Source organism: Virgibacillus natechei, assembly GCF_026013645.1.
Lineage (GTDB): Bacteria > Bacillota > Bacilli > Bacillales > Amphibacillaceae > Virgibacillus_L > Virgibacillus_L natechei.
In genome coordinates, this window is record NZ_CP110224.1 from 1,776,286 (window position 1) to 1,797,561 (window position 21,276).

The 21,276-nt window shown below is 37.0% G+C and carries 20 protein-coding genes; all 20 read left to right on the forward strand.

Annotation, left to right across the window (positions count from 1 at the left end; genetic code table 11):
• Nucleotides 1–501: 501 nt before the first annotated feature.
• On the forward strand, nt 502–1,446 hold the full coding sequence (locus OLD84_RS09260) for a polysaccharide deacetylase family protein (protein WP_209461297.1): 945 nt from the start codon (nt 502–504) through the stop codon (nt 1,444–1,446).
• A gap of 35 nt (nt 1,447–1,481) precedes the next feature.
• Nucleotides 1,482–2,699 carry a M16 family metallopeptidase gene (locus OLD84_RS09265; protein WP_209461296.1) on the forward strand — a complete coding sequence of 406 codons (1,218 nt, stop codon included), beginning with the start codon at nt 1,482–1,484 and terminating at the stop codon, nt 2,697–2,699.
• An 83-nt stretch (nt 2,700–2,782) separates the two neighbouring features.
• A complete protein-coding gene (locus tag OLD84_RS09270; RefSeq protein WP_209461295.1) occupies nt 2,783–3,019 on the forward strand; it encodes a YlmC/YmxH family sporulation protein in 237 nt (78 codons plus the stop codon).
• Between the two features lie 157 nt (nt 3,020–3,176).
• Nucleotides 3,177–4,052, forward strand: coding sequence for a dipicolinic acid synthetase subunit A (gene dpaA, locus OLD84_RS09275; RefSeq protein ID WP_209461294.1), 876 nt, complete (start codon nt 3,177–3,179; stop codon nt 4,050–4,052).
• Nucleotide 4,053: 1 nt separating this feature from the next.
• Entirely contained in the window at nt 4,054–4,644 is a 591-nt protein-coding gene (gene dpaB / locus OLD84_RS09280; protein ID WP_209461293.1) for a dipicolinate synthase subunit B, read from the forward strand.
• 54 nt (nt 4,645–4,698) lie between these two features.
• Nucleotides 4,699–5,745, forward strand: a complete 1,047-nt coding sequence (gene asd, locus OLD84_RS09285; protein WP_209461292.1) for an aspartate-semialdehyde dehydrogenase — start codon at nt 4,699–4,701, stop codon at nt 5,743–5,745.
• 12 nt (nt 5,746–5,757) lie between these two features.
• Nucleotides 5,758–6,984 carry an aspartate kinase gene (gene dapG, locus OLD84_RS09290; protein ID WP_209461291.1) on the forward strand — a complete coding sequence of 409 codons (1,227 nt, stop codon included), beginning with the start codon at nt 5,758–5,760 and terminating at the stop codon, nt 6,982–6,984.
• A gap of 18 nt (nt 6,985–7,002) precedes the next feature.
• Nucleotides 7,003–7,887, forward strand: a complete 885-nt coding sequence (gene dapA, locus OLD84_RS09295) for a 4-hydroxy-tetrahydrodipicolinate synthase (protein WP_209461290.1) — start codon at nt 7,003–7,005, stop codon at nt 7,885–7,887.
• A gap of 79 nt (nt 7,888–7,966) precedes the next feature.
• A complete protein-coding gene (locus OLD84_RS09300; RefSeq protein WP_209461289.1) occupies nt 7,967–8,695 on the forward strand; it encodes a ClpP family protease in 729 nt (242 codons plus the stop codon).
• Nucleotides 8,692–8,895 carry a YlzJ-like family protein gene (locus OLD84_RS09305; RefSeq protein ID WP_209461288.1) on the forward strand — a complete coding sequence of 68 codons (204 nt, stop codon included), beginning with the start codon at nt 8,692–8,694 and terminating at the stop codon, nt 8,893–8,895. Before OLD84_RS09300 ends, OLD84_RS09305 begins: the two co-directional genes overlap by 4 nt.
• Before the next feature lie 159 nt (nt 8,896–9,054).
• On the forward strand, nt 9,055–11,331 hold the full coding sequence (locus OLD84_RS09310) for an FtsK/SpoIIIE family DNA translocase (RefSeq protein WP_209461287.1): 2,277 nt from the start codon (nt 9,055–9,057) through the stop codon (nt 11,329–11,331).
• 466 nt (nt 11,332–11,797) lie between these two features.
• Nucleotides 11,798–12,523, forward strand: a complete 726-nt coding sequence (locus OLD84_RS09315) for a GntR family transcriptional regulator (RefSeq protein WP_209461538.1) — start codon at nt 11,798–11,800, stop codon at nt 12,521–12,523.
• A 94-nt stretch (nt 12,524–12,617) separates the two neighbouring features.
• A complete protein-coding gene (locus OLD84_RS09320; protein ID WP_209461286.1) occupies nt 12,618–13,721 on the forward strand; it encodes a BMP family lipoprotein in 1,104 nt (367 codons plus the stop codon).
• Between the two features lie 154 nt (nt 13,722–13,875).
• Nucleotides 13,876–15,402: an ABC transporter ATP-binding protein gene (locus tag OLD84_RS09325; protein WP_209461285.1), complete on the forward strand. Its 1,527-nt coding sequence runs from the start codon at nt 13,876–13,878 to the stop codon at nt 15,400–15,402.
• Nucleotides 15,402–16,448: an ABC transporter permease gene (locus tag OLD84_RS09330; RefSeq protein WP_209461284.1), complete on the forward strand. Its 1,047-nt coding sequence runs from the start codon at nt 15,402–15,404 to the stop codon at nt 16,446–16,448. Before OLD84_RS09325 ends, OLD84_RS09330 begins: the two co-directional genes overlap by 1 nt.
• Nucleotides 16,449–17,408 (forward strand): ABC transporter permease, encoded by a 960-nt coding sequence (locus tag OLD84_RS09335; RefSeq protein WP_209461283.1) that lies wholly within the window; start codon nt 16,449–16,451, stop codon nt 17,406–17,408. It abuts the gene before it with no gap.
• 120 nt (nt 17,409–17,528) lie between these two features.
• On the forward strand, nt 17,529–18,827 hold the full coding sequence (gene yfmF, locus OLD84_RS09340) for an EF-P 5-aminopentanol modification-associated protein YfmF (protein WP_209461282.1): 1,299 nt from the start codon (nt 17,529–17,531) through the stop codon (nt 18,825–18,827).
• Nucleotides 18,820–20,103: an EF-P 5-aminopentanol modification-associated protein YfmH gene (yfmH, locus tag OLD84_RS09345; protein ID WP_209461281.1), complete on the forward strand. Its 1,284-nt coding sequence runs from the start codon at nt 18,820–18,822 to the stop codon at nt 20,101–20,103. The genes yfmF and yfmH overlap by 8 nt, the downstream gene beginning before the upstream one ends.
• Nucleotides 20,104–20,113: 10 nt before the next feature.
• Nucleotides 20,114–20,833 (forward strand): elongation factor P 5-aminopentanone reductase, encoded by a 720-nt coding sequence (gene ymfI, locus OLD84_RS09350; protein ID WP_209461280.1) that lies wholly within the window; start codon nt 20,114–20,116, stop codon nt 20,831–20,833.
• A 79-nt stretch (nt 20,834–20,912) separates the two neighbouring features.
• Nucleotides 20,913–21,173: a DUF3243 domain-containing protein gene (locus tag OLD84_RS09355; RefSeq protein ID WP_209461279.1), complete on the forward strand. Its 261-nt coding sequence runs from the start codon at nt 20,913–20,915 to the stop codon at nt 21,171–21,173.
• Nucleotides 21,174–21,276 lie beyond the last annotated feature (103 nt).

Sequence of the window (21,276 nt, forward strand, 5' to 3'; positions counted from 1 at the left end):
GAAACTATAGAATTTAAATGCTGTGGATAACTTATACACTGAAATAGCCACGTCCAGCTCCAGCGCCCAGCAACTATCAAACTTCACACTCATCCACTACGATAAAGAAGACTTACTGATTGCCAAGCCGGCAGGCGCAGGCAGAAGTAAAGTCGCACTTATACCCTTGTGGTGAAAGTCAACATCGACTCACTTCGTTCGTCGTGTTTCCTTTATCTCATTGCGGGGTGCTCCAGTTTGTACGTTGCTAAACGGGCGCTTGCGCTTTTGTTCTTTGCAGATACAAAAGTATAAACTTTGAATGAAAACAAATACATTTTCATGCTAGATGGTGGCTCTATATAGGTGAGCCATGTTAGTTCCCTATCAATATAAGTGCGGGTTTTGGCTACCGCCACAAAGCTTGGCGATGAGCCAAGTTTTTTCTAAGTAAAGTTAGTACATACGTTTTATACATACCCTGTCCTTTTATTTCATATGAATGCTACAGGGGGGATTTGAATGTATCGTTATCGGAAATTTGTTAACTTAGTTGTTTTTCTTTTCATTATTCTTGTAGCTTATAATCCAGAACATAATCCATTTGTTATTAATGAAGTTGGTTCAATAACCGAAGTAACACGTACAGAGGATGTACTATATAAGGAAATACAAGATAAAAGTCCAGAGTATTCACAAGATCCTCAGAATGCATATATAGATAGTGTTTGGAAAAAAACGCCTGGAAGAAATGGGGCTAAAGTAAATCTAGAAGAATCTTACGAGAAAATGAAAGAAGAAGGTACATTCAAAGAATCTTTACTTGTATATGATCAAACTCCTCCAGAAATAAAGCTTAAGGATTTACCAGCTTCTCCTATATTCCGTGGTCACCCAGAAAAGGATATGGTTTCTCTTTTATTTAATGTTTCGTGGGGGGAAGAACATATTCCCGATATATTGAATATTTTAAATGAACACAGTGTAAAAGCAACGTTTTTTATCGAGGGGAAATGGGCTCAGCAGAATTCTGAATCTGTGAAAATGATTGATGAGCAAGGTCATGTTGTAGGAAATCATGCATATAATCATCCAGATATGACCAGATTAACAGAACAGGAAAACACAAGACAAATAGCACAGACTAACGAAATTATTAAAGCGATCACTGGCAAAGACTTAAAATGGTTTGCACCACCCAGCGGCAATCATACTGAACAAGTTGTGGAGGTAGCAGACGCTTTAAATATGGAAACAATACTTTGGACTGTAGATACAATTGATTGGAAGAACCCATCTGTTTCTGTTATGATAAACCGAGTAAATAATAAACTCCATCCAGGTGCAACCATTCTAATGCATCCGACATCTTCCATCGTAGAAGGACTTGAACCATTAATTAAGAATATTAAAGAAAACGGCTACCGAATTGGTACAATTGAAAAGTTGTTAAATGAAGAAAGATAAAAGGCATGCACAATGGTAAAGACAGGAGGAAAAGTATGATTGAAAAGCACACAAGTAAAAACGGAGTTCGAATCGTAATGGAAAATATTCCAGCAGTTCGCTCTGTTACAATTGGTGTCTGGGTGTTAACCGGTTCACGAAATGAATCACAATTAAATAATGGAATATCTCATTTTTTAGAACATATGTTTTTTAAAGGTACAAATACGAGATCTCCGCAGGATATTGCAGAAGCTTTTGACTCTATTGGTGGTCAGGTAAATGCATTTACCTCTAAGGAATATACTTGTTTCTTTGCAAAGGTACTAGATACACATAAAGAATATGCACTGGAAATTCTCGCAGATATGTTTTTTAATTCATCATTTGATGAAGCAGAAATTGAAAGAGAGAAGAAAGTAATTTACGAAGAGATTAAAATGTATGAAGACACACCGGATGATATTGTTCATGATTTGCTGGCACAAGCTTCCTACGGTGAACATCCATTAGGATATCCAATTTTAGGTACAGAAGAGCACTTGAAATCATTTAATGCTGATACACTGAAAAATTATATGAAAGAGCGATACATACCGGAGAATGTGGTTATATCTGTTGCCGGAAATTTAGATGATTCCTTCGCAGCTAAAATTGAAGAACACTTTGGATCCTATCAATTTGGTGCTGATCGTTCTGAAATACAAAAACCAACCTTTTTGGCAAATAATATTGAACGAAATAAAGATACAGAGCAAGCACATTTATGCTTAGGTTATAATGGGTTGCCTGTAGGTGACGAAAGTACTTATAGTTTGGTTATTATGAATAATGTGCTCGGTGGAAGTATGAGCTCAAGGTTATTTCAGGAGGTGCGTGAAAATCAAGGTCTTGCCTATTCAGTTTTCTCCTTCCACGCTTCCTTCTTAGATAATGGGTTATTAACGATTTATGCTGGTACTGGAAAAGATCAATTACCATTATTAGAAGACACAATAAATGAAACAATGGGTACATTAATTAAAAATGGTTTAACAGACAAAGAATTAATGAATAGCAAAGAACAGTTAAAAGGAAACCTAATGCTAAGCCTTGAAAGTACCAATAGTCGAATGAGTCGTAATGGACGTAATGAAATGCTTCTGCAGCGACACCGTACGTTGGATGACATGATTCAAGAAATCGATGCTGTAAATCATGACTCCATCCAACAAGTAATTGAGTCGATGTTTAATCAACCCCCTTCTAGGGCATTGATAGCACCAAAAATGTAAACAAAGGAGAATCTATGTTTTTTACATAGGTTCTTTTTTGTGGCATATATATGTATAACTCAAGCTTAATGGAGGGGTTAGATATGCGCTATAAAGATATTAGTGGAAAAGAGATCGTCAATGTTAGTCAGGGATCTCGGTTAGGAATACTGGGTCAAACAGATTTGGAAATAAATGAGAAAACAGGTCAGATTGAATCTTTTATTATTCCAAATTATAAATGGTTTGGACTTAAGAAAGAAGGGGATGAACAAAAAATAAATTGGAATTCGATTAAAAAAATAGGTGAAGACATGATTATGATTGAAATGGAGGAATGAAATGAATTATGACTGCGCTAAAAATCAGCTAGTATTGCTTCTGTATACTAGCTGATTTTTTGTTTTTTTAAAAGTACTTATCACTATCAGCCTTCAAACACATAAGCTATTAAATAATGATTTCAAGAAAAATGTAGTTTGGAGGGGATTCCCAATAATGAGTCAATTAATTGCAGTAATAGGTGGCGATGCTCGCTATTTGGAATTAATTCGGCAGTTGCAGACGCTGCCTGATACAACAATTATTCTTGTAGGTTTTGATAAATTGGAACAAGGTTTTACAGGGTTGAAGCAGATGGATTTCGATGATCTAGAACCAGACAAATTAGATGCGGTCGTTTTACCGATTACTGGAACAGATATGGCAGGGTATGTTGAAACCGTGTTTTCTGATCAGCCAATTCATATAGAGAAGGAATGGTTTCTAAAACTTAACAAATCGACACAGGTTTTTACAGGCATTACAAATGATTATTTATCATCTGCTGCAAAAGAATCAGATGTTTCATTAATTCCTTTATTAGATAGAGATGATGTTGCTATATATAATTCAATACCAACAGCAGAAGGGACAATTATGATGGCAATAGAACATACGGATTATACCATCCATTCCTCACGAGTTATTGTAGTTGGTTTTGGCAGAGTTGGCAATACAGTAGCAAATAAATTCGCGGCACTCGGTGCTAAGGTTTCTGTGAGCGGCAGTAGTATAAAAGATTTGGCCAGAATAAATGAAATGGGTTTAACTGCTATTCCTTTATCCGAACTAGATGCGTACACAAGTGAATGTGATTTACTAATTAATACGATTCCAGCTCCAGTTGTAGAAAAGGATTCCATTCAACATTTGCCTCCACATGCCCTTATAATGGATCTTGCTTCTAAGCCGGGTGGTACGGACTTCAATTATGCAGAGCAAAGGGGGATACAGGCGATATTAGCTAGAAGTTTGCCTGGTATTGTTGCCCCAAAAACGGCTGGAAAAATTCTTGCCGATGTCATTAAACAATTAGTAACGAAAGGGGATTAAAATGAGTTTAGAAGGAAAGCGTATTGGTCTTGGTTTAACGGGATCACATCATATGTATGAAAAGGTATACCCACAAATTGAAAAGTTGATGGATGAAAAAGCCGAAGTAATTCCAATTGTTTCCTATACGGTAAGAAATACAGATACGAAACATGGAAAAGCAGAAGAACATATTGAAAGAGTCGAATCAATTACAGGAAAACAGGTAATATCCACCATTCCTGGAGCTGAACCATTGGGTCCAAAGAATCCATTAGATTGTATGGTAATCGCTCCGTTAACTGGAAATTCATTGAGTAAATTTGCCAATGCACTTACAGACAACCCCGTATTAATGGCTGCAAAATCTACAATAAGGAATCAGAAACCTGTTGTTTTAGGGATTTCCACAAATGATGCACTTGGATTGAATGGCATAAATTTAATGCGATTAATGGCAACAAAATATATTTATTTCATTCCATATGGTCAGGATAATCCTTATAATAAACCGAACTCACTAGTAGCCAATATGGATTATTTACTTCCAACAGTAGAATCGGCCCTTAATGACAAGCAATTGCAACCTGTTATTATTCCTCATATCTATTAATTTATGATAAGATAGATTTATTATTATTTTTTTATGAGGAAGGGAGTCATATTCATGACAGAAAAAACAACTTACAATATAGCAGTGGTAGGAGCTACAGGGGCAGTTGGACAGAAAATCATCCAATTATTAGAAGATAAAAATTTCCCAATAAATGAATTAAAACTTTTATCATCAGAAAGGTCAGCAGGAAAGAAAGTTCAATTTAAGCAAAATGAATTAACAGTAGAAGTAGCCGCTCCTGAAAGTTTTGCAGGAGTAGATATTGCATTTTTTTCTGCAGGTGGGTCGGTATCCAAAAAACTAGCACCTGAAGCAGTAAAACATGGTGCTGTAGTTGTTGACAATACGAGTGCATATCGAATGGATGATGAGGTGCCATTAGTAGTGCCAGAGGTTAATAAGTCAGATATTAAAAGCCATAAAGGGATTATTGCTAATCCAAATTGCTCAACCATTCAAATGGTAGCAGCATTAAAACCCTTACAGGATGTATACGGTATTGATCGTGTTATTGTATCGACATACCAAGCAGTTTCAGGTGCTGGGGAAGCCGCCAATGATGAATTAGTTAAACAAACGAAACAATTCATAGCTAATGAAGAAATGGAAGCAGAATTACTTCCAGTATCAGGTGATAAGAAACATTTTCCAATTGCGTTTAATGCATTGCCACAAATTGACGTATTTCAGGAAAACGGTTATACGTTTGAAGAAATGAAGATGATCAACGAAACAAAGAAAATTATGCATGCCCCACAATTGGCAGTTTCTGCGACGTGCGTACGTCTCCCTGTGTTTACATCACATGCAGAAAGTATATATATAGAAGTGGAAACAGAAGGTCTAGGAGTTGCTGATCTTTGGAAGGTCTTAGGCAATGCAGAAGGTGTTGCGCTTGAAGATGATCCTTCAACACAATCGTATCCAACACCTTTAAGTGCTGCAAATAAAGAAGATGTTTTTGTTGGTCGTGTAAGAAAAGATTTAGATAACGATAAAGGATTTCATATGTGGGTTGTATCTGATAACCTCATGAAAGGTGCTGCTTGGAATTCAATCCAAATAGCAGATAGTTTAATTCAAAATAAATGGCTATAAGGTAGTGTTACTATGCAGATATTGGTTCAAAAATTTGGTGGGACTTCTGTACAAACGGAGGATAGCAGAGAGCATGTAGTAGAACATATAAAAGACGCGTTGAAAAAGGATTATAAAATTGTGGTTGTCGTATCTGCATTAGGAAGAGAACCAGATCCTTATGCAACAGATACCTTATTAAACTTAGTTGGGTATCCTCTAAATCACAGCTCTAATCGCGAACTGGATATGTTGATGTCGTGTGGTGAAGTCATTTCGTCAGTCGTTTTATCAAATGAATTAAAAAAACACCAAATAACTGCAACAGCATTAACTGGAGCGCAGGCAGGTTTTGTAACTACTGCAGACTTTAACCGGGCTAAAATTAAAGAAGTAAAACAAGAGCGAATTTTAAAGGAATTTGAAAGAAATGAAGTGATCGTAGTTGCAGGATTTCAAGGGCAAACGAAAACCGGTGAAATAACAACAATCGGTCGTGGGGGCAGTGATACTACTGCAGCTGCACTTGCGAACTCCTTGGACGCTGAACGAATCGAAGTATTTACTGATGTTAACGGTATTATGACAGCAGATCCGCGCATTGTTCATTCCGCTCGTCCCTTGGATGTTGTCACCTATACTGAAATATGTAATTTGGCGTACCAAGGAGCAAAAGTAGTTCATCCACGTGCAGTGGAAATTGTTATGCAAGCTAAAATTCCAATGCGGGTACGGTCTACTTACCTTAAAGATACAGGAACATTAGTGACATCATCTAGAAGTCAAGACAAAGTCAAGGATGTGAAGCAGGTCGTAACAGGTATTGCCCATATGTCATCCATTACACAAATTAAAATCCAGACAAAAGAAGGTGCATATCTTCTCCAGTCTGATGTGTTTAAGGCAATGGCTGAAGCAGGAATTTCCGTCGATTTCATCAATATTTCACCAAGTAGTGTTATTTATACTGTACCGGAAGCATTCACGAAAAAAGCTGTAGACATATTAGATGTGTTGGGGTTTCACTTTGAAATTATAGAAGGGTGTGCGAAGGTTTCAGCAGTTGGAGCTGGCATGGCTGGAATGCCTGGAGTTGCTTCTAAGATTGTGCAGGCACTTACCAACAAGGGTATTCAAATACTGCAATCTGCAGATAGCCATACGACAATTTGGATGCTTGTTCATGGGAAAGATTTAAAGTCTGCTGTAAACGCATTACATGATGTGTTTGAATTAAGTACTAATAAACAATTTATATAAAGAAAGTTGTGATATGGAATGAATTTTGGAAGCGTACTAACAGCAATGGTAACTCCATTTAGCCAAAATAATGATATCGATTATGATCAAACTGAGATATTAATTGAGTATTTACTCGATAACGGTACGGAAGGGCTCGTGATCAATGGTACGACTGGTGAATCACCAACCCTCTCCATTGAAGAAAAAATCAACTTGTTTAAACATGTTGTTAAGGTTGTGAATCAACGCGTTCCTGTCATTGCAGGAACCAGTAGTAATGATACTGCCGCCTCCATTGCTTTGACAAAAGAAGCGGAAAAGGCGGGTGTGGACGCTGCGATGATTGTTGCTCCATACTATAATAACCCGTCTCAACGTGGTATGTATGAGCATTTTAAAGCAATTGCAAACGCAACATCTTTGCCTGTAGTGCTTTATAATATCCCAGGTCGATCAGTGGTAACAATAAATGCAGAAACGATAATCAAATTAAGTAAAATTGATAATATTGTTTCCGTAAAAGAAGCGTCAGGGGATCTGGATTTAGTTTCGCAAGTTATTGAAGAAACAAGCGATGACTTCAGTGTATATAGTGGAGAAGACGGCTTAACCCTGCCAATGCTTGCAATAGGTTCTGATGGTGTTATTTCGGTTTCATCTCATATAATAGGTAATGAAATGCAGCGTATGGTAAAAGCATATCGTACAGGAAATATTCAAGATGCTGCTTCCATACACCGAAGAACACTTCCAATTATGAGAGAGCTATTTAAATCGCCATCACCTGCGCCGGTAAAAGCAGCGCTAGAGATAAATGGAGTTAATACTGGGGGTGTACGTTTACCGTTACTCTCAATTACAGCAGATGAAAAAAAAGCGTTAAAAATTATAATGGATAATCAAAAAGTATCGGCTAAATAAAGCCGATACTTTTTTCGCATGTAACTGTTCATTTACGTTCATACTACTTATAGAATGTAATCTAAAAGGAGTGTATGGAATGAACAAAGAACCAGAGAAAAAAGAAAATCCAAATGAAGAGGATAAAAATTCTTCAGTAGTAAATAAAATACAGCAACTGGGACAATCAAATATACCAGAAGCCCCAGACACCAATGTTCATGTACTTACTATCATTGGACAGGTGGAAGGTCATGTGCAATTACCACCACAAAACAAAACAACGAAATATGAACATTTGCTTCCTCAATTAATTGCGATTGAACAAAACCCCAAAATTGAAGGTCTGGTTGTGTTGCTTAATACAGTAGGTGGGGATGTCGAAGCAGGACTCGCATTAGCTGAAATGATTGCTTCTATCTCTAAGCCAACTGTTTCTATTGTGTTGGGTGGGGGACATTCCATTGGAGTTCCTATTGCTGTGGCAACTGATCATTCCTATATCGTTCCGACAGCAACAATGACAATTCACCCTGTAAGAGTAACAGGACTGGTGATTGGTGTGCCACAGACTTTTGAATACCTAGATAAGATGCAGGATAGAGTAATTGATTTTGTAACAAATCATTCAAACATAACGGAAGAAAAATTCCAGGAACTTATGTTTGCAAAAGGGAATTTAACAAGGGATATTGGTACAAACGTAATTGGTACCGATGCTGTTGAATATGGATTAATTGATAATGTTGGCGGTGTGAACGAAGCAATGAAAAAAGTTAATGAATTAATAAGTGCAAATAAAAATACAGGAGATCAGGTGATACAATGATATTATATACACCAATGTCAGAAGCAGAAATATTCCCAACTTCAGCGGATGAATATGGGAATAGACAAATTGTCTCTCGTGAAGGAAGATCTTTATATGTAGAACAAACGGATGATGGCTATCAATTGTTGCAACTGATGTCCACAGATCCTCAAGACTTCCTGAATGAGAAATATTCGCCAGGAAGTATTTTAAAATAAGGTTACTTGGCAGTGTTTAACGGGTAATAAAATCCCACTGAATGTAATTTCACTTTATGATATAATGGTAATATCTGTATGGAACGTAAACCCTTGCCACATTTCGGCAGGGGTTACTGTTTATATATATCTTATATATAATTGAGGTGAAATGAAATAATGGCAAAAAAAAGAAAAAAACGTAGAAGTAGTAAACTAAAAAAACAAGTCAAATTTGAATTACTGGGATTATTATTTATTTTTCTTGCTATATTTGGTAGTGGAGCCGGTGCTATAAGCGATGGTGCAATACCTGGTGGTTTGGAACAAATCTTTCGCTTATTTTTAGGTATATGGTATTTTGTAGCATCTGTGTTTTTACTCGTAACTGGAATAATATTATTAATAAAAAGGCGTTTTCCAGATTTTTTAAACAAAAAGATAATCGGCTTTTATATTTTATTTGCAGGTATATTATTATTAACCCATATTCAAACGTTGCAAAGTCTTCTTGTCTCCGTTGGCGAGGTGTCTATAATTGGTGCAACATGGGATAACTTCCTATCGTACGCTAATGGACAAGGAACAACGATGCAAACAGGTGGAGGTATGGTAGGAGGGCTCTTATTTACGTTTTGTTATTATTTATTCTCCTCCGTAGGGGCACAAATTGTCGCAGCCTTTTCTATCATTATCGGTGTTATTTTCATGACCGAACTGTCATTGGGTGACTTTTTCGCTAAGGCGTGGAAAAAGATTAAATCACTAATTGTAAACTATCAAACGAAGTGGAAGGCTGCTAGAATTGAAAAAAATAACCAGAAAGAAGCAGAGCAATTCGAATCTGCATCCAGTGCCAGTGATAATCTTGGGTCAGAGGAGCCGTTAATTCAGGATTTTTCCGAAGTGACTTCTTCACTCGATATAGTGGAAAGTCAACCGATGCAAAAAGAAGTTGAAGAAGAGGCCGTAGAAGAAATCGATGAAACGATTAATAATATGCCGATGACTGAATCAGAAAATCATGAGTATGAATTACCTTCTCCCGGTTTATTAGCTGAACCTGCACATAATTCACAACAGCAGGAGAAGTCACAGATTCAAGCTACCGTGAAGAAATTGGAACGCACATTTGAAAGCTTTGGAGTAAAAGCGAAAATCACGAAAGTCCATGTTGGTCCGGCGGTTACGAAGTACGAAGTATATCCGGAAGCGGGAGTTAAAGTAAGTAAAATAGTGAATTTACATGATGATTTAGCTCTAGCGTTAGCTGCAAAAGATATTCGAATAGAAGCGCCAATTCCAGGAAAATCAGCAGTTGGTATTGAAGTGCCAAACCAGGAAATTGCAATGGTATCCTTTCGTGAAGTGTTGGATAACAGCTCAAATAATAAGGAATCAAAACTTTTATTCGCATTGGGTCGTGATATTTCGGGAGAAGCAATTGTTTCCGAACTAAACAAAATGCCTCATTTATTAATTGCTGGTGCAACTGGTAGCGGTAAAAGTGTTTGTGTAAATGGTATTATAACAACCATTCTAATGCGAACCAAACCACATGAGGTTAAAATGATGATGATTGATCCCAAAAAAGTTGAGTTGAATGTTTATAATGGTATACCACACTTACTTGCACCAGTGGTTACGGATCCAAAAAAAGCATCAAGGGCGTTGAAAAAAGTAGTTTCTGAAATGGAAAGAAGATATGAATTATTTGCTGATACTGGAGCTCGGAATATTGAAGGCTATAATGAACATATTCGAAAATATAACCAAACGATTAATGAAGAGGAAGCGCAACCTAATCTACCATATATTGTTGTGTTGGTAGATGAATTAGCTGATTTAATGATGGTAGCTTCTAACGATGTGGAAGACTCTATCACGAGACTTGCTCAAATGGCCCGTGCGGCTGGTATCCATTTAATAATCGCAACACAGCGTCCGTCAGTTGACGTTATTACTGGGGTTATTAAAGCAAATATACCTTCTCGAATTGCCTTTAGTGTTTCTTCTGCGACTGATTCACGTACTATTTTGGATTCCGGTGGAGCAGACAAGTTATTGGGTCGAGGGGATATGTTATTTCTCCCAGTTGGATCTTCAAAGCCTATGCGAATTCAAGGGGCATTTCTATCGGACGAGGAAGTTGAACGAATTGTTGACCATAGTATAGAGCAGCAAAAGGCGACGTATCAGGAAGAAATGATACCTGAAGAGACAAGTGATGTTGTTGAAGAGGTGGACGATGAATTATATGGAGATGCGGTTCAGCTTATAACAGAGATGCAAAGTGCTAGTGTTTCCATGCTACAAAGAAGATTCCGTATTGGATATACACGAGCAGCTCGGTTAATAGACGCAATGGAAGATAGAGGTATTGTAGGCCCGTATGAAGGGAGTAAGCCAAGAACCGTTCTGGTTTCCGAGTCGGCCTCTGAGGAAAAAACATCCTAGAACATTGGGATAGAGAATAGTAAGACAGTATATTTCCAAAAACTGAAATGTAAAGTTGGATTATACTGTCTTTTTTATCGCAGGTTTATGGGCAATAAAATCCCAACTGAATGAAGTTTTACTTTATAGAGGATGTTCAAAAAGTCCGGTAAAAATGACACATCGAATTTCTTCGTTGGCTTGCTTTTCCGTTGTTCACGTATTAATTGCATACGTTCCACTACTCAAAGCTACGCCGCCTTGAACTTCTCGGTCCTTTTTATCCTCCTTTTTGAACACGCATTTATAGGACTAGTTTTGAAGAAAATTGTTATAACATGAGTAATATTTAATGAATTTGTCCTATAACTATTTCTTTATTTTTGTAAGAATGATATAGTTATGTTGAAGATTAAAGTGAGTCTTACGTCTGAGGTCGGATCTCTTTAAAATCTAGAAACTTACAAATTAAAAAGGAGGGATTATCATTTCTATTAAGACGGATTCACGTCAATTGTATTTACAAGTTATTGATGAAATTAAACGCGGAATAGAAAATGGTAGATATGAAGAAAGGCAAAAACTACCCTCCGAATTCCAGCTATCTAAGTATATGGGTGTGTCACGTGCAACATTAAGAGAGGCCTTACGTATATTAGAGGAAGATAATGTTGTAACAAGAAGGCATGGTGTTGGTACATTTGTGAATCCCAAGCCGATCTTCTCGTCCGGGATCGAAGAATTAAATAGTGTCACATACATGATAGAGCAATCAGGAAAGACGGCCGGTACACAATATTTAACTACAGAATTTCTTGATCCAACCGATGATGATCAAGTCAAGTTCTCCCCTAAACAAATTAACAAGCTTGCAAAGATTGAGCGAATTCGTACTGCGGACAATGACCCGGTGGTATTTTGTATTGATAAAATCCCAGAAGGTTTGATTCCATTGGAAGCAGTCCATAAAAGAGACTCCTTATTCAAAGTAATGGAAGATTATTCGGATAGACGTATTAATTATGCAGTAACTTATATAGAGCCTATTGGATACCATGATCGAATCCATGATTTATTAAAATGTGATCCTGGCCAACCGTTACTGTTGTTAAAGCAGGTGCATTACACAGAGGAAGATGAGCCAGTCCTCTATTCAGCAAATTACTTTCGTCCCGATGTATTTAGTTTCCACGTTTTAAGAAAACGTGTGTAAGGGTTGACTAAACCAGGGAGGTGATCGAAAAATTAGCCTGCAGGATTGTTTCTTTTTAATTTCCAATTAACCAAAAAATAGGGAGGTACATTAAATGAGAAAAAACCAATTTATTCTATTATTTGTCTTATTATTAAGTCTTGGTGTATTTTTAGCTGCCTGTGGCAATGGAGCTGATGAAGAAACAGATACGGGTTCTGATAATGATGAATCTGCAGAGGAAACGACTGACTATAGTGCTGCATTAGTTACAGATGAAGGTGGTGTAGATGATAAATCATTTAACCAATCATCATGGGAAGGTTTACAGGCATGGGGGGAAGAGCATGGTCATACAGAGGGAGAAGGATATGATTATGCGCAATCCGATGCGGCTTCCGATTATGAACCAAACTTAACACGTCTGGTTCGCAATGATTATGATTTGATTTTTGGAATTGGTTTCTTATTAGAAGATGCGATTGCGAATATAGCTGAGCAGAATCCTGAAACAGACTTTGCAATTGTAGATACTGTAGTTGATGCACCAAATGTGGCAAGTATAACATTTGCTGAACATCAAGGATCTTTCTTGGCAGGTGTTGCTGCAGCTGAGAAAACGAATACAGATCAAGTAGGATTTGTTGGTGGAGTTGAATCAGATTTAATCAATAAATTCGAAACAGGCTTTATTGCTGGTGTCAAATCTATTGATCCTGATATTGAAGTAGACGCTCAATATGTAGGTGACTTTAGTTCTGCAGATGATGGCAAATTAATTGCAACTCGTATGTACAATGATGGAGCAGATATTATTTACCATTCTGCTGGAGCAGCTGGTAATGGTGTGTTTTCTCAAGCCAAGGACCTTAAGCAAAATGACCCAGATCGTGATGTATGGGTGATTGGGGTAGACCGTGACCAACATGAAGAAGGCGTAATTGGAGACGAAAATGTTACCTTTACTTCTATGGTTAAACGTGTCGATATTTCAGTTCAAGAGGTAAGCGATTTAGGCCTCAATAGTGAGTTTCCGGGTGGTGAAGTGATTGAGTTCGGACTTGAAGATGAAGGTGTAAGTATTGCTACTACAAATGATGAAGCGCTTACGGATGAGATTATAGTTGAAGTAGAAGATTGGGAAGAAAGAATTATGAATGGCGATGTAGATGTTCCACAAACGCATGAAGAATTGGAAACTTATTTGGATTCATTATAAAAATATAAAAAAAGGCTAGTAAGGTAGCCTTTTTCAACCTTAATATTCATTGAAAATCGCCGAATGAAGCGTTTGTCATTACTTTCATCCCTCTTCATTTGGTGATTTTCTTATTAAAAATGAAAAGGGTTTTTAGTAAAGGAGTGAACAAAAGGTGGATTATGTAATTGAAATGCTAAACATACGTAAAGAATTCCCTGGTGTTGTTGCGAATGATGACATAACAATACAATTAAAAAAAGGTGAAATTCACGCGTTGTTGGGCGAAAATGGAGCTGGAAAGTCGACGTTGATGAATGTACTTTTTGGTTTATACCAACCGGAAAAAGGCGAAATTCGTGTCAGAGGTGAAAAGGTACATATTACGGATCCAAACGTTGCAAATGACTTGGGAATTGGAATGGTCCATCAGCATTTCATGTTAGTAGAACCTTTTACTGTAACACAAAATATCATTCTGGGTAGTGAACCTAAAAAAAATGGGAAGATTGATATAAAAAAAGCAGAAAGAGATGTTCAAGCATTATCAGACCAGTATGGACTAAAAGTTGATGCAAGAGCAAAAATAAGTGATATCTCTGTAGGCATGCAACAACGTGTGGAAATACTGAAAACGCTTTATCGAGGAACAGAAGTATTGATTTTAGATGAACCTACGGCTGTTTTAACCCCCCAGGAAATTATTGAATTAATGGATATTATGGAATCGTTAATTGCAGAAGGCAAATCTATTATTCTAATTACACATAAATTAAAAGAAATTATGAAGGCATGTGATCGTTGTACGGTTATTCGTAAAGGGGCAGGTGTGGATACCCTGAATGTAGCAGATACTACTGTCACAGAGCTTTCATCTCTCATGGTTGGTCGAGAGGTTAGTTTTAAATCCAATAAAACACCTGCGAGTCCTCAGGAAACTGTTCTTAAGGTTGAAAATCTAGTTGTTAAAGATTCTAGGAAAGTAGATATGTTAAAAGGTCTGAACCTTGAAGTACGTGCTGGTGAAATACTCGGGATAGCAGGGGTTGATGGTAACGGGCAATCCGAGCTAGTGGAAGCAATAACTGGATTAATAAAATCTGAAAAAGGTTCCATCCATTTAAAGAATAAAACGATAAAAAACTTACCACCTCGTAAAATTACCGAAAGTGGTATTGCTCATATCCCTCAGGATCGTCATAAATTTGGGCTGGTACTTGATTTTCCAATCGGGGAGAATCTGGCTTTACAAAATTATTATCAAAAACCATACTCCAATAAAAAAGTATTGAATTATAAAGAAATTTATGAAAATGCAGAGAAACTAATTGGAGAATATGATATCCGAACTCCCAGTGCATACACACTTGCTAGAGCATTATCAGGTGGGAACCAGCAAAAAGCAATAATTGCTCGCGAAGTGGATCGTTCACCAGATTTATTAATTGCAGCTCAGCCTACAAGAGGCTTGGATGTTGGGGCTATTGAATTTATTCATAATAAATTAATCGAAGAAAGAGATAAAGGAAGGGCTATTTTATTAGTCTCTTTTGAACTAGACGAGATATTTGACGTTAGTGATCGAATTGCTGTGATTTTTGATGGAGAAATTGTAGCAGATCTGAAACCGGAGGAAACAACTGAACAAGAGCTAGGCCTTTTAATGGCAGGAAGCAAGAAAGAAAAGGTTGGTGGAGAATAATGACTTCAAATAAAATGTTTAATATCCTTGTTCCACTAATCTCTATTTTTATTGGTTTGTTTGCGGGTGCCATTATTATGTTGGTTTTTGGTTATAATCCGATCGAAGGTTATGTAGCATTATGGCATGGTGCGTTTGGTGATTTGTACTTTATCGGTGAAACAATCCGTCAAGCCACGCCATATATACTAACTGGTCTTGCAGTTGCCTTTGCTTTTCGAGCTGGCTTATTTAATATAGGTGCAGAAGGACAGGTTTTTGTTGGTTGGATTGCAGCTGTGTGGATTGGTACTACAATGGATGCACCAATGTATATTCACTTACCTGTAGCAATAATTGTTGCAGCGGTTGCTGGTGCTTTGTGGGGATTCATTCCTGGATTATTAAAAGCAAGACTGGGCGTGCATGAAGTTATTGTAACAATTATGTTGAATTATGTAGCCCTATATAGCTCAAATGCTATCGTACGAACTGTCCTATCTAATAACGAGGATAGGACGGAGAATGTTGCTCCCTCAGCTTCACTCGCATCGGATTGGTTACAAGAATTAACTTATTTCTCACGTATGCATTATGGAATATTAATTGCTTTATTTGCAGCGGTTATAATGTGGTTTATTATCGAAAGGACAACGATTGGATACGAACTCAAATCCGTTGGCTATAATAAACATGCATCAAAATATGCAGGAATGAGTGTTAAACGGAATATTATATTAGCAATGGTTATTTCGGGAGCGTTTGCAGGGTTAGCTGGTTCCATGGAAGGATTGGGAACATTTCAGCATATGACAACCCAAAGTGGCTTTACGAACTTAGGGTTTGATGGAATAGCGGTTGCTTTGCTAGGGGCAAATACAGCCCTGGGTGTTGTACTGGCCGCACTCTTATTTGGCGCATTGAAAGTAGGCGCTTTAAATATGCCGACTGAATCTGGAGTACCTAATGAATTAGTAGATATTATTATTGCGTTAATCATTTTCTCTGTAGCTTCCAGTTATATCATTCGCCTGCTTATACTTCGCTTTAAAAAGGAGGGAAAATAAATGGGGTTTGTTGATCTATTACAATCTATTATTCCACCAGCACTTTTCTTTTCAGCACCTCTTATATTTACAGCGTTAGGCGGAGTATTTAGTGAACGATCTGGAGTTGTAAACATTGGTTTAGAAGGTTTAATGATCATGGGTGCGTTTGTCGGCATCGTGTTTAATCTAACGTTCGCAGATGTCTTTGGTGCATGGACACCATGGGTATCCATTATTGTTGCTACCATTGTTGGAGCGATATTTTCAATTATTCATGCAGTGGCTTCTGTATCTTTTAGAGCTAATCAAGTTGTTAGTGGTGTAGCAGTAAATTTCTTGGCACTAGGTTTGGGTGTTTTCCTTACGAAACAATTTTATGGAAAGGGTCAGACTGATATGGTTTCAGAACCATTTTATACGACGAACATTCCGTTATTAGCTAACATCCCAATTATTGGACCGATATTTTTTCAGAATATATATGTCTCATCATATCTTGCGATTGTATTAGCTTTTGTAGCATGGTATGTACTTTACAAGACCCCATTTGGATTACGTCTACGTGCAGTTGGGGAACATCCAATGGCCGCTGATACAAATGGTATTAATGTTTCTAGAATGCGCTATATAGCTGTTATTATTTCTGGAGCATTAGGAGGTTTGGGTGGTTCTGTATTTGCTTTGACAATCGCCCTAAACTTTTCCCATGCAACGATTGTTGGCCAGGGATTTATGGCACTAGCAGCTGTTATCTTTGGTAAATGGCATCCGCTGGGAGCGATGGGCGCCGCATTATTCTTTGGCTTTGCCCAAAGTTTAAGTGTTATTGGAGGAGGTATTCCTCTTCTGGCAGATGTACCTCAGGTCTACTTATTAATTGCACCGTACGTTCTAACCATTCTTGCTTTAGCAGGATTTATCGGACGTGCAGAGGCACCGAGAGCAAATGGAGAGCCCTATATTAAAGGCAGTAGATAAGCGATATTTAACTGACTTGTTGTCTAATAATAGCAAGTCAGTTTTTTTTCGTCTATAATGGATTACAAATGGTAAATATGTGCAGGATAAAGGTGATTATGTAGTATTGGAGGATGTTCAATGAATAAAGTTGAGGAAAAAGTAGTAAATGAAAATGGGATGAATATCCATTTTATTCAAAGCAACAAATTTAAAACAATTAATATAGTAGCTAAATTTAAATCTCCATTGGAACGTGAGACGATAACTAATAGAGCTTTACTTCCTTATATTTTGAAACAAGGAACAAAAAGTTACCCAAGCAGGCAGAATCTACAGTTGAAGTTAGATGATTTATATGGTGCAGTACTTTCAATTGATGGAGCAAAAAAAGGTGAAAATCACATTATCAGTTTCCGTTTGGAGCTGGCAAATGAAAAGTATATCCCGGAAGAATCCTCTATACTTGAAGAGGGTATTTCATTATTTAGTGAACTTTTATTTCAACCAAATGTTTCCAACAATGCTTTTGAGGAAGCTGCATTCAATCGGGAAAAAGATACATTAAAACAGAAGATGAACGCCATAAAAGATAATAAAATGAGTTTTGCAAATATGCGTCTAATCGATGAAATGTGCGAAGGAGAACCTTACCAATTACATGTACATGGATATGAAGAAGATCTTCGGTCCGTAACAGCTGAAACATTATATGATTATTATAAATCGATGCTTACAGAAGATATGTTGGATATCTATGTACTAGGTGACTTTGACGAAGCAGACGCAAAAGAAAAACTAATAAAATCGATGAAACGAAAAGAAGAAAAACCAAAATCAGAAGAGGCACAGCAAAACAAATCAGAAAGAAAACAAATAGATGAGCCTAAAGAAATAATAGAAGAGCAAAAGATTCAACAGGCAAAACTGCATATCGGCTATCGGACAAATGCTACAGTTCGAGATCAAGATTATTATGCTTTGCAGGTATTCAATGGAATGTTCGGAGGGTTTCCGAGTTCGAAATTATTTATCAACGTAAGAGAAAAGAACAGCCTCGCTTATTATGCTGCATCGCGACTTGAAAGTCATAAAGGGTTGTTATTGGTCTTAAGTGGTATTGCACCGAATGATTTTGAAAAGGCCAGGGATATTATTAAAGAGCAAATGAGTGCTATGAAAGCCGGAGATTTTACGGATACAGAATTAAATGAGACGAAAGAATTAGTAGTAAATCAGCTGTTGGAAATAATGGATAATCCACAAGGTATGATTGAGCTTCTATACCAGCAAGTACTGGCCGACAAAGAAATGAAACCTGATCAACTAATCGCCAATATTAAAAAAGTGACGAAAGATGATGTTTTAAATGTTGCAGGTAACATTGAAGAAGATACCGTTTATTTATTAACAAGTGAGGGAGGAAATTCTAATGAATAAACAAACGTACAATGATATGGATGAAACCATCTATACAGAAACGCTAGATAATGGTTTAACCGTTTTTTTGCTACCGAAGCAGGAAATGTCTAAAACATATGGTGTGTTCTCTACAGATTATGGTTCCATCGATCAAAGGTTCGTTCCGATTAAAGAAAATGAGACAACCACTGTACCTGAAGGTATCGCCCATTTCTTAGAGCACAAACTGTTTGAAAAAGAAGATCGAGATGTTTTTGCTGATTTTGCAAAACAAGCTGCTTCTCCAAATGCTTTTACATCATTTACAAAAACAGCTTATTTATTTGCTGCTACAAATCATATCGAAAAGAATGTAGAAACACTGATTGATTTCGTTCAAGATCCCTATTTTTCAGAGGAATCAGTTGAAAAGGAAAAAGGAATTATTGCTCAAGAAATTAATATGTTTGATGATGAACCAGATTCGCAATCTTTTATGGGAACGATTAAAGCTATGTTTGAAAAACACCCTGTAAACATAGATATTGCAGGAACAGTCAAATCAATCAACACGATCACAAAAGATGATCTGTATACGTGCTATAATACATTTTATCATCCGGCAAATATGACGTTATTTATTGCTGGAAACTTTGATGCGGAGAGTATGATGAACTTAATTCAAACGAATCAGCAATCAAAAGAATTTGAGGAAATGGATACTATAGAACGAGAGCTTCCAGATGAACCAGCTGAAGTGGCTAAGAAGGAGAATAAAATTTCCATGCCAGTATCTATTCCGAAATGTACCGTTGGAATAAAGGAATCGTCTTCTGAGTTAAAAGGTGAAGCATTTTTAAAGAAGGACTTATTACAAAGTATGATAATGGATCATTATTTTTCAAAAGGTGGATCATTTTATCAGAAGCTATATAGTGAAAACCTTATTGATGGAAGTTTTTACTTTGAAACGAATTTAGAAAAGAGTTTTGGCTATTCCCTGATAGGGAGTAATACGGAAAACCCTGATGATTTTGCAGAAAAAGTTAAAGCGTTATTGAAGTCCACAGCTTCAGATTCACTTTCCAGCGAAGAATTCGAACGTATGAAGAAAAAGAAGGTTGGTCAGTTATTAAGAGCAATGAATTCGTTGGAATTTATAGCGAACAAATATGTTGATTACCATACATTGGATATAGATCTATTTGACGTACTCCCAACGCTGCAAGCTATAACGCTTGATGAAGTAAATGATTTCTTGCAGGATTGGATAAAAGAAGACCGTTTAGCTGTATGTAAAATAGCTGCAGAGTAAGGAGAACCGTATGGGGGAAAACGTATTAATTATCGGGGCAAGCGGAGATATAGGCCTTGCGATAGCAGATCAGCTTGCAAGCGAAGGGTATCAATTATTGCTTCATTATAATAAAAACAGAAAGAGGATCGACGATTTCAAGAATATGCTTGAAAAAGAATGTCTGCTTACTGTCATACAAGCAAATTTAAGTAATGATGAAGAGATTAAAAAATTATTGAACCAACTGGTATTTCCAGTGGATTACATTATTTTTGCAAGCGGGGCGGCACATTATGGGTTATTTCAGGATACAAAAGAACAAGTTATGGATGACATGCTCACATTACATGTAAAAGCGCCGTGGATGATTACACAATATTTATTACCAACCATGATTCAAAAAAATACAGGTAAAATTATTGTCATTACGTCGTTATGGGGAGATATAGGTGCAAGTAATGAAGTAGTTTACTCTACCGTGAAAGGAGCACAAAATAGCTTTGTAAAAGCTTTAGCAAAAGAGATCGCCCCTTCCGGAATTTCTGTAAATGCTATTAGTCCGGGCTATATTGAAACGAAAATGAATAATCACTTAGCTGATGATGAAAAAGCAGCACTCATTTCTGAAATTCCAATCAATCGTGCTGGGTTGCCCAGTGAAGTAGCGCATACAGTTCGTTTTTTATTGGACCAGCGCTCCAGTTATATTCAAGGTGAGATAATAAATATGAACGGTGCTTGGAAGTAAATATTAATCCCCTTCTTTCATGTATAAATGAAGAAGAAATTCAAATACTATTCATGAAGTAATGGAAGGAGGCATATATATGTCAGTTCTTGATAATTTTGATTCATGGAAAGGTTTCTTAGCTAGTAAACTTGATCAGGCACAGCAGCAGGGAATGAGCGATCAAACGGTCTCCACTCTAGCTGAAGAGGTAGGAGATTACCTTGCCGCTAATGTAGATGCAAAGAATGAGGAAGAGGCAGTGCTAAGAGAACTCTGGAATGCCGCTTCTGAAGATGAACAACAGGCACTTGCTAATACAATGATCAAGATGGTGAAAAGTCAAGGAAATACAAATTAATTTCTTTAATGATGAAGAAGCTGTAAAACGCAGCTTCTTTACTTTTATCGGATAACGAATAACAACATCCCCCCACTAAATGTAGTTTTACTTTATACAGGTG